This is a genomic window from Spectribacter hydrogenoxidans, assembly GCF_031846275.1.
In the GTDB taxonomy this organism is placed as follows: domain Bacteria; phylum Pseudomonadota; class Gammaproteobacteria; order Nevskiales; family Salinisphaeraceae; genus Spectribacter; species Spectribacter hydrogenoxidans.
In genome coordinates this window covers 1-21,038 of sequence record NZ_JAVRIB010000025.1, presented here as the reverse complement: position 1 = coordinate 21,038, position 21,038 = coordinate 1, and the positions used below count along the sequence as shown (strand labels likewise).

Below are 21,038 nucleotides of genomic sequence, written 5' to 3'. Positions count from 1 at the left end.
GCGTCTAGGGCACGACTGGAGAGTTGATGCAGGTGCGCCAAGCTGCTTTGTTCCTCTGCCGTCTTCTTAATATTCTGAAGATGGATCAGGCAGCGGTTGCGGGTGTCGGCATCGGCCTGCGCGGCGTCGAGATCGACGGTGACCCGCACGATCTGCTTTTCGATGAAGCCGAGGACGTGCTCACGGGTTTTGTCGATCGCGGCACTGTTGACGAGATCCACTGTCGACACCAGGGCCTCCACTTCATGCAGCAGGCCGAAGGGTGACGGCGCTTGCTGGATTTCAGCCAGGCGTTGCAGGGCTTGTCTCGCTCCGTCGTCCTTTTCCAGCTCGGGGCGATTGGGTTCGAAATTACGCAGGGCGCTGACAAGCTTGTCCCATACGGGCTGCTGACTGTTAAAGAAGTGTTTCAGCTCTCGATGGTTTTCGCTCGAGTCTTCCAGTTTCGCCTTGTGCTGACGGAACTGCTCGATGGCAGTGTAGCTGTCCGGCGCTGCCAGCAGCGTATCGCAAAGGTCTTCCCCTTCATCAGCCATGGCCTTGCCCGGGTAGCCCGCAGACGCCGAGAGGCCGCGCCACTCACGGAATTCCTGCCGCCAGGCGATAAGTTGATTCCTGAGCTCGGCGTAGAGGCGATCTTCGTCTTCCGGCGGTAGGGCGCCAAAGATATCGCGTGCCAGGTTACGGACCTGTTGGAGTTCCGAGCTTCCAACCGCCTTGCGGCGCTGAACTTCCAGACTGCGCCATCTGGAGGGCGGATTCAGGTGCTCCCAGACCTTGTTGATCGGCAACGGCGTATTGTGCGCACGCAAGCTCAGTTCGCCCGCTTTCACCAAACGAATAATCAGATGCACGGTTTCCCATTCCGGCCAGCCGTAAGGGCGTCGTGCGAATTGAATCGTCGCCAGGTCGTGAAGCACAATCTGGCGATGCTGGGCACTCGCGAGCTCCACAAATTGACGAACTTCCTTGAGTGCCCTGGCGTTGATGGCATCCTTGCTACCCAGATCAAGCGAGAGGGTGCTGGGGTCATCAAGCAATGACTCAATCTCTGCCTGCGGGTCGGGGGTTGGATATTCAATGTAACTGAGCTTGCCGAATGTATTGCGCACGAGATCGTGCAATGCTGCTTCGACAAGGGCGTCCGCCGAACCCGCATTCAGTTGAGGTTGATAGCCGCCGACAAATGGCGTTGCCTCTGTCAGCAGACGATCTAGGGTGATTCGCAGACGTTCGGCGCGCTGCCGATTCTCGTCGCCCCGGTCACTGACAATTCGTTTGGCGGAATCAGACAGGCTATTATCGTCACGGCGCAGAAGGAACTTGTCAGTTTGAATGTACTGACGTAGCTCAGTAGCAAGTTGACGGTCGTCCGGCAGACGCAAGATAACCTGGCCGTCATTTTCACCGCTTCTGAGGATCGCCCTGGCATCGGTCCATTCCGCGCGATCGTCAATGAGCGGCGTCACGACTAACAAAGCTAAGCCACCCTCCGCTCGGCTCCCATGCGGGTGCATGTCGCAAGCCAGGTTGAGGGGAAAATCATTGCCATTGTCCGTGAAGCGGAATTTGCGCAAGCCGCCAAGCACGTTATCGAACAGAAACTGACCAAGCGTTTTCGTTTCTTCGGCAGCTGTCAGCTCGATCGCCTTGATCTCTCGACTGATATCCCGTTCTTCATTGGTAAGAAAGAAAAAATTGTCGCCATTGCGGCTAACCAGGGTCTGCCCTTCCAGCCGCTGTAGACTCGCTTCAATTTGGTCGCGCAGGGTACGGCGATCAGCGTCAATCTCATCCAAGAATAGGGTAATGAGATTATCGACGTTGCCCGGAATTTCGTCGACATAGCGGATCAGGAACAGCGTCTGAAGGACGGGAACGTCAAAGTCCTGCAAGGAAGGATTCGTGCGTGCGTTCTCGATGGTCGATTTCACGACCCCTTCAAGGAAGCTCTCGATGGACGGATAAAAGCGGTGCAGCGGCACCAGCACGCCCATCTCATTTTCGCCTATGGCTTTGGCTGCAGACTGGAAGGCATCCAGCAACGAGCGTTCGCCGCGGGCCAGGTGCAGGCCTGTGGCGCCGGCCTTTCGTACGGATTCGAAAATACTCTGGACGAGACTGAACTGATAAGGCGCAAAGGGATAGACCGCCGCGAACTCATCTGCATCGTCGTAGGTTTTAAAAGTGCGGCCGGTATCGCTGAAGCTCAGTTGATTCTTCAGAATATCCGCCTGATCACGGTACAACTCTTTCAGGTGGTCGGCGGCGCCCTGGGTCTTCTTCAATAAGCGCTTTTGGATGACCTCGTCGACATTTGCCGAGGAGAGGGACAGGCGGGTACGGAAGCGGCCCTGAATTTTGGAGAAGTCATGCGGTGAACCGCTCCGGAGCTGCCCGACCACCGCATCGATATCTTCCTGGCTAGTGACGATCACCCAGGCGCGACCGTCGCAACTGGTACCGAGATTCTCCGTGATTGTTTGTAGGCTCAGCATTAACTGCGTATTGCCTCCGATAAATTGACCTATTTCGTCCACGAGGAACACGAGCCGATGACCGTTGCCCCGCTGATCCAGATACTCTCGGATCATATGGGCGAAGTTTTCCACGGTTAGCCACGTTGCGAAATCTCTCTCCAGGCGATCCAACCACGCGTCGGAGTCATCGATCGGCTGCCCCGTCGCCGCGGTATATGCGTCCGCAATTTGCCTTGCTTTGCTGGCGGCCGTCCTGAAGTTTTCGTCCCAGTCAGTATTGGTCGCCGCTTTATACGCGTCTTTGAAGGCGCCGAGCCGGCCTTCGCCATCAAGCGCCCGCTCAAGATGTGCGATGTGCGGATAAATGGAGTTATATCCACATTGTTCGTTAAAGACTTTCAGGAACACCTGAAGAATCGAATCTCTATCGGCGGTGCTGTCGGCTTTGCTATCGATATTGAAAAGCAGTACATCGACATCACTACTGACGGCACGTGCAATGTCGCCAGCAAACATTGTGTCGCTAATTTTCTCTTCAAAAAAATCCAGCGCACGGCGAGTCTCGCCCGTTTGGGTAACCTGCCGGTTGGCTAACAGGTACGAGAGAATCTTAATAAAGTGTGACTTACCGCTACCGAAGAACCCGGAGACCCAAACGCCCACATTACCGCTTGCGTCCGCCGGGTTGTCTAGCGCCGCGAGGTACGTATCGAAGAACGTCCTCAGATGGCCATCAAGTTCACGGGTGAGGACATACTCATCCAGCTCCTGCCAGACGTTCGCCTCATCGCGCTGCTCAGCCTTGATGACACCATTTATGCCACGGTGAATACTACGTTCAAACAGATCCTTGATCTGCATAGCTCGCCCCTTTAAATAACTCTTGCGTATCAGCCGACTAGGCGGAACGCACGGTAATACGGTTTGTCGTCCAGGCAGCCGAACAGTCGCAGGGACTGTCCATCGTATTTGCCGGGAAAAAACAGCACCAGTGGCGTTTGCCCCAGCAAGGGCTGCAGATTGTTCAGCAAGTTATGCGTGCGCATTAGCGGGTAGGCGCTGCCCACACCCTCGACGAGGTAGACATCATGGTCAGCCACGGGCCACTTCCTTACGATGTAATCGGCAACATATTGCGGATCCATCAGCCCTTTTGCTCGCTTTAAGGCGACTTCGCTGCCTTTCCTGCGCTGCACGTCGACGATGTCCTCATAGGAATCTTCGCTGTCAAGAATTTCGAGCAGGACCATGAAGAGGTGGACGTGAGCGACCCGGGTCACCGGTTTCATCTTTCCCAGTTGGTCGACCACGAAACGAATGTGGTTACGCAGGTGCAACTCATCCTCCGGTGGGTAATCAAAGGCGTAGAACGGCACCTCATTACCCAAGCCCTTGTTAGTGCGGAATCGCTCTGATGTGAGGATCGGCAGTATTTCGTTCAGGCGTTCATCAAGTGGGGTCACCGTGCACACTCCATCGCGGCGAGGACTTCCGATTCGTGGCGGCCAACAAGATAGCGTCGGATCTCCGGAAAAACTCGTACATGCTGCAGTAGATGGCTGCGCTGACGCCCCAGGTAACCCGCTTCCGTAAGAATGCGGTAGGCGTTCTGCCGCAGCTTGGATTGAGTACCTGCCGATACGGCAGCAAGGTTCGGGTGATTCAGTGCCTGATCACTAAAGAACGAGACCCAGACATGATTTTCGAGCTTCTGGCTCATGCGACGATATTCATCCGCTAAAGCCGTACGCATGAACAACGCGAGCAATGGGGAGAATTTCAACGTTGCCACCATCACCGCTTGAGTGGAAACAGCAACGTCAGCGTCGCGAACGATTTCCCAGAGAGTCGAATCGCAGCTTTCTAGTCGATAGCGGGCAATTGCGGCATAGCTTTTCGCCGTGTTCTTGGTACGGGCCTGCAATATATTCTCGGACTCAATCTTCTGCTTCCAGGCATCGGCGTCCACGCCATCAAGCAACAGGCCAGCCACGATTCGCGATTCCGCCACGATCAGCGATGCTTTGGTGAAGTTAGCTTCAAGGACGCATAGAGAGCCAGTCATCAGATATCTCCCCATGGTACTTGCGGACTTTGCCCGGCTAGCAAAACAATCTCGCAATCAGGTCGATGGCAGCACACATGAGCACCCGGCGACTGAACTGAGGAGGTGGCCGCCAATCCCACAGGCACTACGCGCACACAGCTAGTCAGCTTCAATGGTGTCCCCCTACGCAAGGCAGTAAGCAACGCAACTCGATTGAGGGCTGATTAGCGGCGCTAAAATTTCGATCTCCATCGGCACCAGGCCTGCCATCGGAGAAAATGGAAACGGCTCCGTGTTTACATGATCCAAGACGGTGGATAGCCAGTCGCGGCACGCAAGCTTCGATGCCGATCAAGTCACAGCAGCCGCTATCGTACGCAACCCGTGATAGGGCGCGGCTGGGATCAGCTCAATTAGCTGCCCCGAACGAACAGCATTGAGTAATAATCGGCAATCACTAACGGCGCTCCGGTAAGCCAGCAGCTGCGGCGCATGCCGCGCCGCGAGCGCATCGCTATCCGACTCCCGATCCGTCTTGTGGTCAACAAAGACTGCTCTGCCATTGCCCTCGGCCAAGAGATCGACGACTCCGTTGAAGACTGGGCTCGATGATTCGCACGACAGCAGCGAAACTTCTGGCCGCATGCGCTCCACTTGGAAGTGACTCCTCATGGTTTCATGGAACAGTCGCACGTTTCTTGAGAGCGACTCTAACACCTGACCGGATTCACCCGGCCACAGATTCTCAGCGTCCATTCTCAGCGCGGCGACTATTCGTTCCTCATCGAAACCCAGCTCGAACGCCCGGTGAACGAAGGTGCCTACCGCTGCCGCATCGTCGTGGTAGGGAAGTTCCAGGGACGGCGCATACTCAATGACTTCATGGGTCAGGCTGGTGCCGCCATCGCCTTTCAGGGCACTTGGTTGGACTGCATCTGGCGTCAATACCACTTCCGATCGCTCGCATCTTGCGGCCAGGCGACCGTAAACAACGCGAGAACAGGATTCGGCTCGGGTCGTTACGGTAACGCCTTTGCCCTCTTCCGCGTGCTCGACAAGGGCCGGCACCTTTTCGCCACCGATCAATTCGATGGCGTCATCATCAAGTCGCATAGCAAGATGTCGTTGCAACAGCCCGGCCCGTGTCGGCTGGTCGGCGTCGGCCTTATCAAGCGGCCACTCGAGTAAGAGCTGTTCACGCGGACGGGTGATGGCGACATAGATTTCTCGCAGGATCTGCGCCTGATGTTCCTCCCGCAATGACGCCAGCGATCGCTCCTTCGCATCCGGATCAACATAGTCGGGCGTGTATGCCAGCTTGGCCGAATCCAGGATGCGATCGATAGCCGAGAAATCATCGTACTGAAGACGCAGGTCCGGCAGCCGTGGCTCGATCTTCTGATACAGGCCGCACACGGCTACCACGGGCCATTCCCTGCCCTTGCACGCATGCCATGTCACCAACTCCACCGCGTCTTCTTCGATGACGCTGGCACGGGGCTGGTGATCCTCATTCTCGGCCCGTTGTCGCACCCAGCAGAGGAATTGGGGGATGCCGGTTCCATAAATGCCAGCAGCGGTTCGTGATTCGGGCTGGGCATCGACGAAGTCCCGACCAAGACCCTCCAGACGCAACAGGTTCGCTCGCGCCTGTCGGGCATTCGGCCAGTGAGCCGCCAGGTCGTACAACCCCACGGTTTCCAGAATGCGGGGTATGACGGCGTTAACGGGCAAGCGAGAGGCCGCATCCGCCTCGTCCAGCAACGAGGTGAAGGCAGGGTCTTGCAGGGCCTCACCGTCCAGAAGCTGACGGATTGCTCCGTCCAAATCGGAGCCACCAAGCGCCGACACGGCGAGATACAGCCTGGCATGCCGATCATCCGGATCGTGCGCCAGGCTCAATGCCTGGAGCGCCATCTGGACCTCGTAGCTCTCGAACCACCCGTCCGCCCGGAGCCGCACCGATATTCCACGCTGGCGCAATGCGTCGGCATAGGTGTCGATAGCGGAATGCGTTGGACAAAGCACCGCGCAATCGCCACCGCGAAGACGCCGCTCCTGACCGGTCCCCCGGTCCATGACAACCATCTCCGGATCCGCCAGCTTTCGCGCGAACACCTCGGCAATGCGCGCGGCACGCCATTTCGGGCTCTTGCAGTTCTTTTCGTCCGGCATTGCCACGACGTGGAGCGGCGGCAGCGCCGAAGGCTTGCCGTTGGGTTCGAGTGGTACGTAATCCGGGAACAGCCGCTGACTGAATGCATTGATCATATGCATCAACCGCGGCTGGGATCGCCAGTTGGCGTGGAGTGGTGACTTCAGTTCCGGATACAGCTCGTTGAGGGATTCAAACAGGCGAGGATCCGCCCCCTGGAATCCCATGATCGACTGTTTCAGATCCCCCACCATGACCGCCGGCAGATCACTATCGATGAGCCGCCAGAGCATCGCGAATTGCAGCGGGTTCGTGTCCTGGAACTCGTCCACCACCACGCAGTCCATGGCGCTGGCCAGACGATCCCGGATGGCATCGTCGCGCAGCGCATCCACGGCCCCCGCCACCATGTCCCCGTAGTCCAGGAGACCGGATTCCTGTTTGAATGTGCGATAGGCGGCAACCACCTCGTCGGCCCCGGTCAGCAGCGTGCCGATGTGCGCCTGCGCTTCGGCGAGCGGGCCCGGATGTGTAGACAGGCTCGCGGCGGCATCCATGACGAGCTGCGCCCGCTCGTCGTAGCCGTCCGGTGTCGGACACCCCCGCTTGGTGAGTCGCAGGTCACCCAGGGCGCACCAGAGTGGCCAGTCCTGCTCCAGCGCCGCCGGGTCATCCAGTGCACGACGAAGATTATCGAAATCCCGATTGAACTCGGCTTTCGCAGTGGCACTGGTCGCGTGTTTTGCCGCGAGGGACTCCGGGAACACCTCGAGTAAATCGCGGATGGCCGATCGCAACGGTGCCGCCATCTCTGCCAGTGTGCGATCGGGCGTCGGTCCATACACATCGGCGATGTAGCCCCGCGTATCCGCCTGGATCATATCCAGTGAGCGAGCCGCCGGCATGACGTTGCGCAAGTCAATCAGCTTGAGCACCGTCTGGCGAAACTTGTCTTCGGCGGTCTCCTGATTCCATGAGGTGTACTGGAAGCCGGCCCGTTTGAGGTTCGCCGTGAGCGCCTGCATCGACGTGGTACGACCAAGGGCCTGGCGCAATAACTGGCGCTGTTCGTCCTCGTTCAACAGGCGCGGCGAGAGCACATCGCCGCGGTCAAAGGCCGTCTCGCGCAGCAGACGCAGACCCAGCGCATGGATGGTCGAGACGTAGGCTTCCTCGAGGCGCGCCGCGTCCGCCGTACGGCCTGCCGCCAGCAGCGTGCCGCGTATGCGCTGGCGCAGTTCCTGAGCCGCTGCCTCGGTAAAGGTGACCGCAGTGATGGCCTCCGGACGCAAGGGTGATGGAAGTGGCGGCCGGTTGGCGTTCGGGTCGGCGTCCCAGGCGCCCCCGACGATGCCCTGCCGGAGCATGGTCATGAGAGTGTATGTCTTGCCCGAGCCCGCACTGGCCGGAATGAGCCGGGAGTACTGATGACTCATGGCTCACCGCCCTCGTCGTCGATCTGGATCGCGGTCAGGGGCGACTCGTTCAGCGCATAGGTGCCGACGCCAGCCTTTTCCATCGTCTTGATCTGCTCGCTGCGCGGCAGCGCTACCCGGCCGGCTCGAAGCGCTGCCAGGCGCTCTTTCAGGAGCGATAGCGCCAGGGACGACGTATCGTCGCCGGCAAAGCGCCATGCGGGCACCCCGGCCCGATCGAAGTTGGCACATGCGGTACGGCTGGCCATCGCGTAGTAAAGAGTCGAGTGCGCATCGCCCGAGCCAAGTTGCGCGCGCACCGCCTCGTCGGTCGGGCCACCGGTGGCGAGCATGCGGTTGTAGAGCGCGGTCTGAAGATCCCAGCCGCCGGACATCCGTTTCTCGAATCGGCTGCCACTTGCATTCTTGTAGTCAACCACGGCCAACGCCCCCTCGGGCAGACGCAGAACGGCGTCGGCTTTGCCATAGAGCGCAATGCGCTCGAACTCCCCCCGGAGGCCGACCTCCGAGACAAGCAACTCGGCATCGAGATGGCCGAGCATGTCCGACCACCCATTTGCCGCCCGTTCAATTACGCCAAGGAGATTGTCACGCTCGACGCGCCACTCCGGCGCCAGCAGGAACGGGGCGTATTCGTGTAGCGCCGCGTCGAAGAGTGCCGGCACCCGCGCCTCGATCGTGTCCCGGTCCAGACCCCGCGACCCCGCGGGAAACAGCAATTCGAAAACCTTGTGCGCCACCGAACCCGCGGTAAGCGGATCGAAACCATCCGGCTCCCAGGTCCTGGGTAGCGCATCGAGTTGCCCCAGCAGCCACGCGAGCGGACTGACGAGAAGCGATTCCAGCTTCGACGGCGACAGGGTTTTGCCCGCCTCGTCCGTAACCTCAAATCGGTTAACCAGATTGCGGCCGAGCGCCAGGTCCGAAACCTGAAGCTCGCGTGGTTGGCTTGGTCGATACCCTTCAATCGTGGGGAGCCAGGACAAACGACGACGATGCTCGGCCCGATCCAGATCCAGCACGACGCTTTCCGGCGCATCCGCGGAGCCCGCCGTGAGTGCGAAATCCATGAGTGATGTCGACGGATGCAATGCTTCCCCGGATAGCCCCATCCGTGGGATCAGCACGATCAGCTGCTCTTCGACATTGTCGATCTGCTTTCGAAAGAGCCGGCGCTCTGTCGCGGCTCGTTCGACCGGCAGTCGCACGCTGGTGCCAGCGGCCGCCAGGTCACGCCATTCGCTGGGGGAAAAAACCGGCGACATGCCGGGCACACTCGGGAAATGCCCCTCCAGGAAGTCGAGCAAGAACACCCGCTTCACGGTCCGCAGTGGCAACTCCCCTTCCCTGACGACACAGACACCCTCCAGCGAGACCTCACGATCACGCTCCATCTCGACCGGCGTGGTATCCAGGCGTTTGAGAAGCCTGGTGATATCGCGCTGGCCCGCCCGGATCTCGGCCGTGACGAGCTGCGCCTGCGCCTCGGCCCGCCGGCGATGAAACTCGAGATCCGCATCCGCACGAAGGGACCGGGCAAGGGTCGCCAGTGCGTCGGGAATTTCTTCCAGCGAAGGTTTCGTCGACAACAGCTCGATCAATTCTCGATGCGCGGTTTCCAGGTCCTGTGGTGGTCTTATCCGGAACCCGTAATCCAGCAGGTGCTGCGCCATGTCCCGGCCCTGCGAGGGCGTCCACGGCATGAGCGGATGAGCAAGCAAGGCACGCATGGCCATGCTCGGGGGCGCGCCGGAAAACACGATCAGGGCGAAACGAATCAGCTCCGTCCCCAGATCCCGCTCGACCAGGCGGCGAGGCAGGTTGGCCAACGGGATGCCGCTCTGCGCTGCCAGATGACCGAGACGATCGCCGTGTGCGTAGTCGTTGGGGATCAGCAGACCGAAATCGGCCGGTGCCAGGCTCGCGTCATCGTCCAGCTGCTTGCGGATGGCGCCAATGGCAACCTCGATCGCTTCAAGGCTGTCGCGGACGTTGACCAGTTCGACGGACTCGTCATCCGGCCAGTTGCGACCGATGCGGCCGAGTCTGCGCCTTACCTGCGCCAGCCGGTTCGACTGGGCATCACCAGACGCCCGAAGATGCTTGCGGAACCTGAAGTTCTGAACGCCTACAAACCGTGCGCTCGGTCCCGTGCGGAAGCGGTTGAGGAGTTGCTGCTGCCAGACATTCAAGTCGCCCGAGATCCCGGCCTTGACGATGCTGACCGGGCGAATCGCGGCCTGGTCGGGATCGAGAGCCGCCCCCATCACCATCAGGTCATGCGGCCAGTCCTTCTCGGGTATCGCATTCAAGCGAGCCAGGTCGGCGAGGCGAGCCGCGATTCTCGGATCAGGGTTGGTTGGCCAAGTCTGCCCCGGCAGGGTCGCAACCCGCACTTCACGCCACGCCGATTCGACGGCCGACGCAACGCCACTGGGGTCGCGCTGATAGGACGACGACCAGAACGCGTCATCCGCGCCTGCCAGTACCTCATGAAGATGACCGGACCAGTCTGTTGCCGACGGAAGCAGGAAACGCCCGGCCAGCAGTTCGATGAGCTCGGGATAGGTGCCGACCCGAAGGCCGATGTAACTATCCGATTCCGCAAACAGGCGGCGCAGGCGGCGCCCGGCACTGGGGTCCGGCACCCAGAGGAAGGTCTCGCTCTCAAGCCAAGGCACGGCGCCCCCACATTTCCCGCGTATCCCCCATCACGTCCCGAGCATGGCCTGCCGGAGCATCGCAATACAAACAGCCCGAAGATGTCGCGCTTTTTCCTCCCGCCGTAATCAGGTCAGCAAGCGCATCAGGCGACATGGGGGCCGGGATTACCGGCACTAGGCCACCCACACGAAGTGGTCGTCTTTCAATCGACGTTCTCCGTCCCATCGATACGCCACCAGCTTGCCGTCTCTCGCAATGCTGTAGTCGAGGCAGGCCACATTGTTTTGTTGCTGCTGCGGCATGCCGCGCAGCCAGTAGTGGCCGAAGAACACCGGCGCTTCGTTCGACCCGTACCCCATCAAGGCATCTTTTACGGCCGGATGTCCTGCCACGGCGTCGTATAGATCCGGTGGGCCGATGACCATGTCATGTAGCGAGTCAGCCTCCTGCATCCACCAGCGAATACGGGCTTCATGGCGAATGTGGCCGTACTTGTCAGCGAAGCCGGCGCCATCGGGCAGTGTCATTTCCGCGCCCTTGAGAACGTGCTCGACAGCAGCGTGCTCATCCGAGCCGCGCCGCGCCGAGCGAATCAACAGATCATTCGTCAGGGTATTGCCCGGGCCGAGCTGGCTCTTGAGCGTCTCGATCGATGCCGGATCCCAGCAGGCATGAACCACGCGGACACCGTCGACTTCCAGGAACAGCGGCAGCGTCTGGAACCAGTCGATCATTGCAGTGAGGGCGGCCGGATGATCGGTGAACTCCTCGAGCGTGGTCCGATGCTGGCCAAGATTCTTGGCCGTATGCGGCCTGAGAAACGCGCCCGGCCGTTCCGGGTCCGGCGTGTGATAGGCGATGGCGTTGTACTCGTGATTGCCCATCACGGCCCGGGCTTCGCCCTGGCTGACCATGGTTCTTGCAAGCTCGATCACTCGCGTATTGTCGGGGCCGCCATCGATGAGATCCCCGACAAACATGACGCTTCTCGACGGGTGGCGATAAACACCGTCGCTGTCGTCATAACCCAGCTTGCGGAGCAGCCGTTCGAGCGGCGCCGCATGCCCATGAACATCACCGATGAAATCAATTCCCTCGTGCATGATCCCCCGCTTTGCGTTTCTCCCCCGGCGCCCGACAACATGGACGCGTGAACGTCGCGATGCATATCGGCCTGACGGCCGCTACCCAGGTCTCCCACAACCTTAGCCTGACTGGCGACAACTCGTGTCGTAATAAGCGAATCGCGATAAAGGCTGATCACGCAATCCGGCGTTCCAACGATTCCCCGCGGCTCATCACTCCGACATAACTTGTCGACATCCTGACTTATTGTGAGCTTGCTAGGAGTGGCCCCGGTTGCAGCCAAACCGCTCCTTGATTTGCCCACGAGGTTACGACTCATGTCCACGCGAGAATCCCTTCCCGGCCGCACCCGACTGCTCACGATCGATGGTCACAGATATCGACTCCACATGAGTCCCGCGGGCAGGCTCAGTTTTGCCCTCGTCGAGAAAAAGCCCATCGGTCGGGAGCGATGCTCCGACCACGATCTGCTATTCCCCGAGGACGCGACCGACTGGACCACGCGCGTCGACGACGCCAGGGTCCACCGCAACGGCATGACCGTTTTTGCGCCCGTATTGAAGCGGTTTGCGAACTGGATCCGCCGGGATCGACCGCATGCGTTTTTCATCGATGCGTGTGACAAACGACGCGCTGACCTTTACGAAAAGCTGCTAACTCGGGAAGCGAAGAAATTGCCCGATTACAACATCTACCGCTTCGGGAACAGCTTCCATTGCTACCGGCATAAGTAGAAAGCACGTCGCTTGCCCGGCCGTAGCAATGGCTGCCTTTCCGCTGAGGGATTCCGATAAACGCGGGACTTGAGTCATGGACGGCGGCGGTCTTGACTGTATGCGAGTTCCTCACGTCGTGGATTCAATCCGGCCAGAAGAAGTGCGCTTTCATCGCGGTCAGTAACTCGGCATCAACGCTCCAGCCAGCCCCGTCTCCGATCACGCTATCGATACCGCATGCGGGGCACGTGGCCGTATGGCCTACTCCGGCTTCATCCTCATCCCACCAGTCGTCGATGTCCGACGGCGCGAACTGGTGCAGACAGTAAAAACAACCGAGCACCTTGCTTGCCAGGATGGTCTGCCGATGGTCGTGGCTGGTCTTGTGGATTTTCTCGAGTGTCTTGGTATCCGTCATGTCTGCAATTTCCTCTGGCTATGCCGTTTCGCTCTGAGTTAACCCCTTCTCTTAGTGACATCGGCGCCAGCCCCCGGCAAGGGCAGGCGCCGACGCACGTCAATCGAGCTAGTTGCTGGTGAACAGATACCGGGCCCGGAACGTCTCCCCCGTTTCCTCGATCTCGAAGCGAAAGGTGATGTCGGCCGTGCGGCCGTTGGTCAGCTCGCTCTCGAGACTGAACTCCACCGGCTGATCGGGCTGAATCCTCTGCATTGACTGCAACCCGTTGAACGACGCGACGACGACGTTGTTGGCATCGACGGCACTGGCATCGATGACGGTGAATGCCTCCCCGACAGCCTCCAGCCGGAACCGGTCGAGGGTGGTGACCTGGGAACCAATCACGGTCGTGTTTCGCTGGGCGTCCGAACTGAACGGCAGACCAACCTCTCTAGGCTCCCCGAAACTCGGCAGCCGGAACAAGGTCACCTCGGGTGCCACGGCCGTGACGACAACACTGTCCGGCTGACTGAGTGCCTCCCCGTCATCGACGATCAGCTCGACCACGTAATCACCGGCCTGATCCGGTGTCACCGACGGCGTATCGGTTTGGGCCAGGCGAATCGTCGCATTGCTGCCGGCCGGCTGCGATTTCAATGTCCAGTCGTAAGACAGGGGATCCCCATCCGCATCGGAACTACCGGTGCCATCCAGGTCGACCCGATCACCAACCAGTGATTCCTGATCCGTGCCGGCATCCGCTATCGGCGCGGAATTGGCACGGACACTGGTAATAGTCACCGTATCCGGATCGCTGGAGACCGTGCCGTCATTCACGACCAGCTCGGCGACGTAGTCGCCTTCCAGATCCGCAACGAAGCTCGGCGTGGCCGTATCGGCATCCTGGAGCGTGGCTCCGCTGCCTGTTGGCAGCGAGGTAAACTGCCAGGCGTAGGTGAGCGTATCGGCATCCACATCCATACTGCCTGACCCATCGAGCGTCACGACATCCTGCGTGGTGACGTTCTGATCCGGCCCGGCGTCGGCCATCGGCGCACTATTGGCGCGGGCGACCGACACAACCACGGTGTCCGGTTCACTGGAGAGCTCACCATCCGATACCGTCAGACTTGCCGTGTATTCACCCACGGTATCCGGCGTAAAGCTCGGCTTGGCGGCGGATACCTGGTCCAGCGTGGCTTCGCTGCCAGCGGGCGATTCCAGCTGCCAACTGAAGGTCAGCATGTCTCCATCCGGGTCGGTGCTGGCGCTGCCATCCAGCGTGACCAGATCCCCGAGACGAACATTCTGGTCGTCAGCGGCCTCGGCAACTGGCGCAACATTCATTGAAGGTGGCGGCATGTTGTCCCCGCCCCCTTCGTTGGTGGCGGCATCGGGATTGCTGCCACCACTTCCCCCGCAGCCAACCACCAGGAGCGTAAGCGGTAACAGGGTTATCGAAAGCGTTCTTTTCAAGTCCACGGGCATCTCCCCTTGCTGAAGTGTCGGCGGCAGCAGCAGTCTCGGTCACCGCGGGATTGGGTGCCGGCCAATGACATCCACCGCCAGAACAAACCTTAAGCAGGAGGTGCGACAATTTGTGTCGCTTGAATAAAACGGTTTCGGCCCGATACGCGGGCGCTGCCTAACGCACCGGTCCGAGACAAAAGCTCGGGCGCGGTGTCGGTCAATAACGCGGGCAAGACAAGAACGGCAGATCGGACACCGTTACGCGGATCCGATCCGAGACGATGGTGAGTAGCCGCTCGCCTCTAAAACGGGCTTGAAAATTTACAGAACGGTTGCTCCCTCATCCATTCAGGCACAAGTGCGCCGACTTCCATGAAGTCGCGCAGGTCACGCAGGCGATTTCCCATATTATCGAAGTGTCGCGGAATGTCGCCGCTACTTACGTGCCCACCGAAAGCACCCCAACAAAGATGCTCAGCTCGCGAAAACCAGGTGGCGCCGGCGGCCAACTCCACGAGTCCGGTCATGGCATCCGGTATCCGCGAGTAATGCCACGATTGAGTAAAGTCACTGTAGTTGTTGATCCCTAGCGTCCCGTCTCGTAGATCCAGCAGGCCCAGCAGGACTCCATGCTCCGGGTCGGCAACCAGAAGCTGGCAAAGCTGCTTTGCCTCCAACAGGACAGCCGAGGAGAGTCTCATCACCAACGCATCGGCCATGTCGATCATCACCTGCGCGTTCTGTAGCCGCTCTCTCCAGTGCGTCGGGATACCGCTCAACCCGAAGTAGGCACCGGCAAGCTGACCGTAGATGGCGGCGGTCGTATCCGCGTCATCCCCGAGATTGGCGGCTCGCAACGCCCCGTCCTCGAAATCAACCGCATGGTGAAATGCCCAGAGCGCCGCCTCCAGCGAGGCCACCACGAAGCCCGTTCCCCGGATCTCGGGCGGTTCCTTGTCACGGAATGAGCCCTCGATCACCGCCATGATCCGTGGATCGAGCTCACGGTCCTGCATGAGGTTCTGCATCCCCTCGCGGGAGAGAAGCTCGGCCCTGTCTCGACCCGATAACAGCGCGTGCAGTAGTGCAGCGAAGACCTCGCTGGCCTGCTGACAGAGCATCGAACCGTGGGTCGTGATGGTGGCTACGATTGCGTCACGACGGGCTGCCTCCGGATCCCCGATGTTGAACAGGACCACCGGGGCCAGTCGCATGAGCGCACCATTGCCCGATGCGCTCTCGTCGCGGCTGCCGCTGTCAGCAGCATTCGTGCGCTGGAAGTGCTCGAGGGCAGCATTCACGGTGTTGCCAATGTCACGGCATTGCCCCGTCGCGGCCATGTAGCCGTCATCACGCCACTGAACATATCGGTTGAGTTGATCCACCGGATCGCAGCCATCCCGGGCAAGCAGGCTGGCTGCCAGACACAGCGCCATGCTGGTGTCATCGGTCCACTGGCCAGGCTCAAGGCTGAATGGCCCGCCGCCGACCATATCGCGGATGGGCTCGAAACTACCCGGTGCCTTGAATTCCAGCGTCGTACCCACGGCATCGCCACAGGCCAGGCCCACCAGGGCACCGCGTGCCCGGTCGATTTGATCCGGTTGAATTCGCATTCGTTGTCTCCTTGCACGTTTTCCTGACTGTCATGTTACGCACCCCCGTCGTGGCCAAATCCGGCGGCCTCACGGCCACTGTCAGACGGGTCATCGGGCCAGAAGTAGTGCGCTTTCATGGCTTTCAGAAGATCGGTGGTTAGCTCGTGGCCACTGCCGTCCGCGATGATGCTATCGACCAGACAGTACGGACACACGGCCTTTCGCCCGAGACCGTCCTCGCCTGGGTGCAGCCAGTCATCAATCTCGGTTGCCGGGAAGATACGCAGGCAGAAGAAGCAGCCTGCCACCCGGCTGAGCATTACCCGCGCTCGTTGGTCATGGCTGGTGGCGTGAACTCGCTCGAGTGTCGCTTGATCAAATTCGGACATGATTTTCCCTTCGTTCACCGGCTCCGGACACCGCCCTCAAGAGCAGGCACGCTGCCCAAGCCGGTATCCAACCTGTTAACCAATCGCAGGCAGACGCTGCGTTGGCGGGTTGCCAGTCTGAATCGGGGGTGCGACATTGCATGTCGCATAAATCACGAATGCTGCGATTACCAGCCCTGGACCCAGAAACGCCACGACCATGACAGTCACTCGAGATACGCTACTGCGCCACTGGACCATGCTCCGGGCGCTACCCCGACATCCGCAATCCATGTCCACGCGGCAGGTCATCGAGCATCTGCGAAACGAAGGTTTCGAGGTGACGCCCCGGACCGTCGAACGCGACCTCGACAAGCTCTCCGCGATTTTTGGCTATACCGTTGAACAGGACGGTCGCCAGAATCTCTGGTTCTGGCCCGCGGACTTCGGAACCATGGATGTGCCCGGGCTCAACCCCAGTACAGCGATTGCGTTCAGCCTTGCCCGGGGCCATCTCACCGAGCTGCTGCCACCAGGCACGTCGGCGCTGCTCGAACCCTATTTCCGCCGCGCCGAGGAAGTGCTCGACGGGGCCAGCTCCAGCAAGCTGGGTAGCTGGCGCGACAAGGTCCGGGCCGTCGGTGTCGGGCCGTTTCTCACGCCGGCCAGTACCTCTCCGGAAATCCAGCAGACGGCCTACGAGGCTCTGCTTCACGAGCGTCGCCTATTGCTGGACTACCAGCCACGTGGTGAATCCAAATCCAAGACCTACGAGTTCAGTCCACTTGCCCTGGTCAGTCGGCAAGGCGTGCTCTACCTGGTCGGCCCGTTCTGGGACTACAACAATCCGGTTCAGGTCACTCTCCACCGCATCACGTCGGCTTCCCTGCTGGAGACGTCGATACACAAGCCGTCCGGCTTCGATATCGATCGATATATTGGCGATGCGGGCGGCTTCAATTACCCAACGGGTGGCGGCACCATCAGCGTCGAGCTGCTGTTCGAACCGGAGACCGCGCAACATCTGGAGGAGCGCCCGCTCAGCACCGACCAGCGTCTTTCCGAGGACGACAATGGCCGGGTACGGCTGACCGCGACGGTGCTCGAAACCGATGATCTGATCTGGTGGATACTCGGCTTTGGTGCCAAAGTCGAGGTGAAAAAACCCCGGCGCCTTCGGCAGCGCGTCAGCTCGGCGCTTGCTGAGGCGGCGGCGCAGTACTCCAACTGAATCACCACTGACCTCGGGCCCAAGCCGGGTGTTCAATTCAGCGTGGCGGTAAATCCCATCCCCTGCCCGCGATGCCTGGCACGAACCCGGATCTCCGCTGCGACCGCGTCACCCAGATCCGCCGCCGTCATCGCTCGGCCCAGCACCCGTAGCCGGCGCTGAGCCGCCAGGTAGTCACCCCCAACGACCGACCCGATCGACTGGATACGAGTACAGGCTGCGGCAACAGCCTCCTTCTCGACGGCAATGTCGTGACATTCGAGAACGCGCTGAAACATCAGCCGGTTCTGTCCGGCGTTCATCGGGCGAAACGCCAGTTTCATGTCCAGGCGACGCAAGACGGCGGGATCGAGCGACTCGAACGCGTTGGTGGCGAACAGCACAATCCCGCGACATTGCTCGAGCCGTTTGAGCAACTCATTCACCTGGGTCACCTCCCAGCTGTGTGCGGCATTGTCACGGTCCTGAAGAAAGCTGTCCGCTTCGTCCACCAGAAGCACCGCCGAGCGCTGCGCTGCGGCCTCGAACGTCTGCCGCATGTGGCGCTCGGTCATCCCGAGGTACGGGTCCAGCCAGTCGGATGCCGACACGGTGATCAGATCCCGTTCGAGCACTTCCGCAAGGTAGCCTGCCAGAGCCGTCTTGCCGGTCCCGGGCGGCCCGTATAGACACAGTCGTCCCTCGCCACTGCGCTGAAGGCCATCCACGACGTCCCGGAGATCGACATCGGTGTTGATCAGCGCAGGATCAAACGCCGGCATGGGTTGGCGAACCGGCGGCCGTAGGCGCTCTCGTCCCCCACCGCGGGGCCCCGATCCGAGCAGGGTCAGCGCCGCGCATGAGGCTTTCTCGCGATCCCCGGACCAACCCGGCAGACTCGAGAGAACGCGCCGTGTTCGATCCAGGTCGGCGGGCGTGATGTCCTCCGTCGCTGCGATACCGCTCAGTAACTCCGGTGCGACCGATAGGTCCTCCAGATAATCCCGCGAAATCTTCAGCCGAACGGACTTCGGCGGGACATCAAGCTTCAGTGCCAGTGAAAATCGGCGGATGTAGGCCGGGTCCATGCCACCGGCGTGATTGGTCACCCAGACACCGGGCACGGCACAGTTTTCCAGCAGGTTATTGATCCAGCCCTTGTGGCGACGACCGGAAAACCCGGCATGGGACAGGCTTTGGGAGCCGAAGACATCCTCGACCTCATCAAACAGGATCAGGCTACGGCGCCGATGCCGCAGTGCCTGTTGCGCCAGGCGAAAGCTACGGATGCGCTCCGCACCGTCGTAGGCCATGCCGGATGCCGTGCCGGTCGAAACGGCATATAAATCCGCACCGATGGCATCAGCTAGGGCATGCACGAGTTCGGTCTTGCCAGTGCCGGGCGGCCCATAAAGCAGAACCTGCGATCCCTGCCCCCGGCTATCGACGGCACTCCGAAGGATGGCGTCCAGTACCGACAGGTCGTCGCCGAGGTAGCTGAACTGATCGAGACTCAGCGACCCGGGATTGCGTCGGGCGAAGAACGGGCCGAATACCTCGTCGAAGTCGAAATGCGCCATTTGCAGCTTATCCGCGAGGCCGGGCATCAGCTCCAGGTTGTCAAAACTACTGGCAAGAACTGAATGCTGCGCACCCCGAAAGCACTGCTCATCAACCTGAAGCAGGCCCGACTGGCTCAGGCGGGACTGTTCGCGCACCGCCGCCTGTAGCCGTGATGGCTGACAACCGGTCACGCGACCGAGCACACGAAAGAACTGAATGGCATTGAGGTTTTCGAAGGACATCGCCAGCTCGGCAAGCGGCGGATAGAGCACCTGACGTGCACAGAATTCGATGACCGATTCCTCGGTCCGATTCAGACCGATTAAACGACTCAGCCGAGTGATATTGCTGGTGAGTCGATCGCGTGGGACACCAGCCTTGCGGACAAGCTCTGCTTCCGCGGCGTCCAGCAAATCGAGCAACTGTCGGCGTAGACCCGGGCGCAGGTCACGCAGCGTGCTGGGCATCCCGTGGCTGTCATCGTCGTCCTCGAGAAGCCGCGACACTCTCTCGTGCCAACGTGCGCCGAGCACGTCGAATGCCGGCTCATCCCGGTCGACAAGATCGGGAATACGCACGTGGCGGCGCTTGAGCGCCTGAACCAGAACGCGCAGAGCGAATAGACGATTCCGGGGCTCGGACAGCTTGTGTTTGGGTATCGAACTCATGGCGACCTCCTTTCGAGCCACCATGTTCCGGCTTTTTGCGACATTTTATGTCGCTTATTTACGGGGCGAGTACATGTGCGATCAAGTTAGATACCCAGCCGCGTTTATGTCATGACATAACCCGATTTCGGGATGGTGGGTTTGGCGCCCAGGTCTTGCGCCGGGCAGACTGGTGCCCATGACTGACGCGGAGAGAAGCCCAGTGGCATTGGCAATACCCGGCCATGAAGAACTCAAGACGTTTCAGCGGGCACATCGCGACCATTTCCCAGAGGGCATGGCGCTACGAGTCCACCGCGGGCTCAGCTGGCTGGACCGCGCCAACCAGTGTGATGACCAGGACGGCCGCTTCGTCTTCCTGTGGATCGCCTTCAACGCCGCCTACGCCCAGAACCTCAGCGGCCTCGGCCGGACGAGCGAACCGGAACGAATTCAGCAATTCTTCACGAAGCTGGAAAGTCTCGACGATAACCAGCGGCTGTACGAGCTGGTCTGGCAGCGCTACGCCGGTCCAATCCGCAACCTGCTGAACAACAAGTACGTCTATCAACCCTTCTGGGACAGTCTCAACCACGATGAGCCGGACTGTGACTGGGAAGCGCGCTTCTCGTCCTACCGGAAGGCGGCGAATGCCGCGCTGGCGGCGGTAGATACTCCGCGATTGCTAAGCATCGTCTTCCAGGCGCTTTACACCCTGAGAAACCAGATCGTGCATGGCGGCGCGACCTGGAACGGCCGTGTCAATCGGCCGCAGATCAGCCTCGGTAACGAAATTCTGGCCGACATCGTCCCTATCGCGCTGGACCTGATGATGCGGCATCCCGACACTCTGTGGGGGGATGCGCTATACCCTGTCGTCGAGCGGTGATTCGTCCGTTTAGACTGACTTAAGCATCTCGCCGCCAGTCAGGGTCGGGGCGGCACCGGCTTCACGGCTCCAGCCATGCGCAGCATTGTCCACCCGTATCCTGCTTCTGACCCGACTGTCTGGGCCCCGGCTACGATCGACAAAAGCCTCGACACGCTCGGTTCTAGCCCCCATCAGCCGGCCAGGCCGAGACGGCTCCTAACGTCTTCATAGCCAGGATCGGCGGCATAGATCCGCTCGAACTCTTCCCGGGCCCGGGTCTTCTTGCCGAGCGCATCGTAAACGCAAGCCCGCTCATACTGCACCGCC

The 21,038-nt window shown here is 60.4% G+C and carries 14 protein-coding genes; 3 read left to right on the top strand and 11 right to left on the bottom strand.

Annotated features, from left to right (window positions below):
- The 6 genes from brxC to RM532_RS15220 form a co-directional block, all read right to left on the bottom strand.
- Nucleotides 1-3,341 (bottom strand): BREX system P-loop protein BrxC (gene brxC / locus RM532_RS15245; protein ID WP_311654201.1); only part of this gene is annotated, 3,341 nt, incomplete at its 3' end.
- A gap of 29 nt (nt 3,342-3,370) precedes the next feature.
- Nucleotides 3,371-3,943, bottom strand: a complete 573-nt coding sequence (locus RM532_RS15240; protein ID WP_311654200.1) for a BREX protein BrxB domain-containing protein — start codon at nt 3,941-3,943, stop codon at nt 3,371-3,373.
- On the bottom strand, nt 3,940-4,545 hold the full coding sequence (locus RM532_RS15235) for a DUF1819 family protein (RefSeq protein WP_311654199.1): 606 nt from the start codon (nt 4,543-4,545) through the stop codon (nt 3,940-3,942). Before RM532_RS15235 ends, RM532_RS15240 begins: the two co-directional genes overlap by 4 nt.
- Before the next feature lie 333 nt (nt 4,546-4,878).
- Nucleotides 4,879-8,118 carry a UvrD-helicase domain-containing protein gene (locus RM532_RS15230; protein ID WP_311654198.1) on the bottom strand — a complete coding sequence of 1,080 codons (3,240 nt, stop codon included), beginning with the start codon at nt 8,116-8,118 and terminating at the stop codon, nt 4,879-4,881.
- Nucleotides 8,115-10,799, bottom strand: a complete 2,685-nt coding sequence (locus RM532_RS15225) for a PD-(D/E)XK nuclease family protein (RefSeq protein ID WP_311654197.1) — start codon at nt 10,797-10,799, stop codon at nt 8,115-8,117. The genes RM532_RS15230 and RM532_RS15225 overlap by 4 nt, the downstream gene beginning before the upstream one ends.
- Nucleotides 10,800-10,955: 156 nt before the next feature.
- On the bottom strand, nt 10,956-11,885 hold the full coding sequence (locus RM532_RS15220; protein WP_311654196.1) for a metallophosphoesterase: 930 nt from the start codon (nt 11,883-11,885) through the stop codon (nt 10,956-10,958).
- Between the two features lie 300 nt (nt 11,886-12,185).
- On the opposite strand from RM532_RS15220, the gene RM532_RS15215 reads away from it, so the two are divergent.
- Entirely contained in the window at nt 12,186-12,602 is a 417-nt protein-coding gene (locus tag RM532_RS15215; RefSeq protein WP_311654195.1) for a hypothetical protein, read from the top strand.
- Nucleotides 12,603-12,726: 124 nt separating this feature from the next.
- Here RM532_RS15215 and RM532_RS15210 read toward each other — a convergent pair whose 3' ends face one another.
- The 4 genes from RM532_RS15210 to RM532_RS15195 all read right to left on the bottom strand — a co-directional run bounded on the left by RM532_RS15210 (nt 12,727) and on the right by RM532_RS15195 (nt 16,441).
- Nucleotides 12,727-13,002, bottom strand: coding sequence for a cytoplasmic protein (locus RM532_RS15210; RefSeq protein WP_311654194.1), 276 nt, complete (start codon nt 13,000-13,002; stop codon nt 12,727-12,729).
- A 108-nt stretch (nt 13,003-13,110) separates the two neighbouring features.
- Complete coding sequence (locus RM532_RS15205) at nt 13,111-14,466, bottom strand: PKD domain-containing protein (protein ID WP_311654193.1); 1,356 nt, start codon at nt 14,464-14,466, stop codon at nt 13,111-13,113.
- Between the two features lie 290 nt (nt 14,467-14,756).
- Complete coding sequence (locus RM532_RS15200; RefSeq protein WP_311654192.1) at nt 14,757-16,070, bottom strand: ADP-ribosylglycohydrolase family protein; 1,314 nt, start codon at nt 16,068-16,070, stop codon at nt 14,757-14,759.
- A 35-nt stretch (nt 16,071-16,105) separates the two neighbouring features.
- A complete protein-coding gene (locus RM532_RS15195) occupies nt 16,106-16,441 on the bottom strand; it encodes a hypothetical protein (RefSeq protein ID WP_311654191.1) in 336 nt (111 codons plus the stop codon).
- A gap of 271 nt (nt 16,442-16,712) precedes the next feature.
- Between RM532_RS15195 and RM532_RS15190 the strand changes: the two genes are divergently transcribed.
- Nucleotides 16,713-17,651 (top strand): helix-turn-helix transcriptional regulator, encoded by a 939-nt coding sequence (locus RM532_RS15190; protein WP_311654190.1) that lies wholly within the window; start codon nt 16,713-16,715, stop codon nt 17,649-17,651.
- A 32-nt stretch (nt 17,652-17,683) separates the two neighbouring features.
- Here the strand turns inward: RM532_RS15190 and RM532_RS15185 are convergent, their stop codons facing one another.
- On the bottom strand, nt 17,684-19,771 hold the full coding sequence (locus RM532_RS15185) for an AAA family ATPase (RefSeq protein WP_311654189.1): 2,088 nt from the start codon (nt 19,769-19,771) through the stop codon (nt 17,684-17,686).
- 268 nt (nt 19,772-20,039) lie between these two features.
- On the opposite strand from RM532_RS15185, the gene RM532_RS15180 reads away from it, so the two are divergent.
- A complete protein-coding gene (locus RM532_RS15180) occupies nt 20,040-20,729 on the top strand; it encodes a HEPN domain-containing protein (protein WP_311654188.1) in 690 nt (229 codons plus the stop codon).
- Nucleotides 20,730-21,038: the final 309 nt, after the last annotated feature.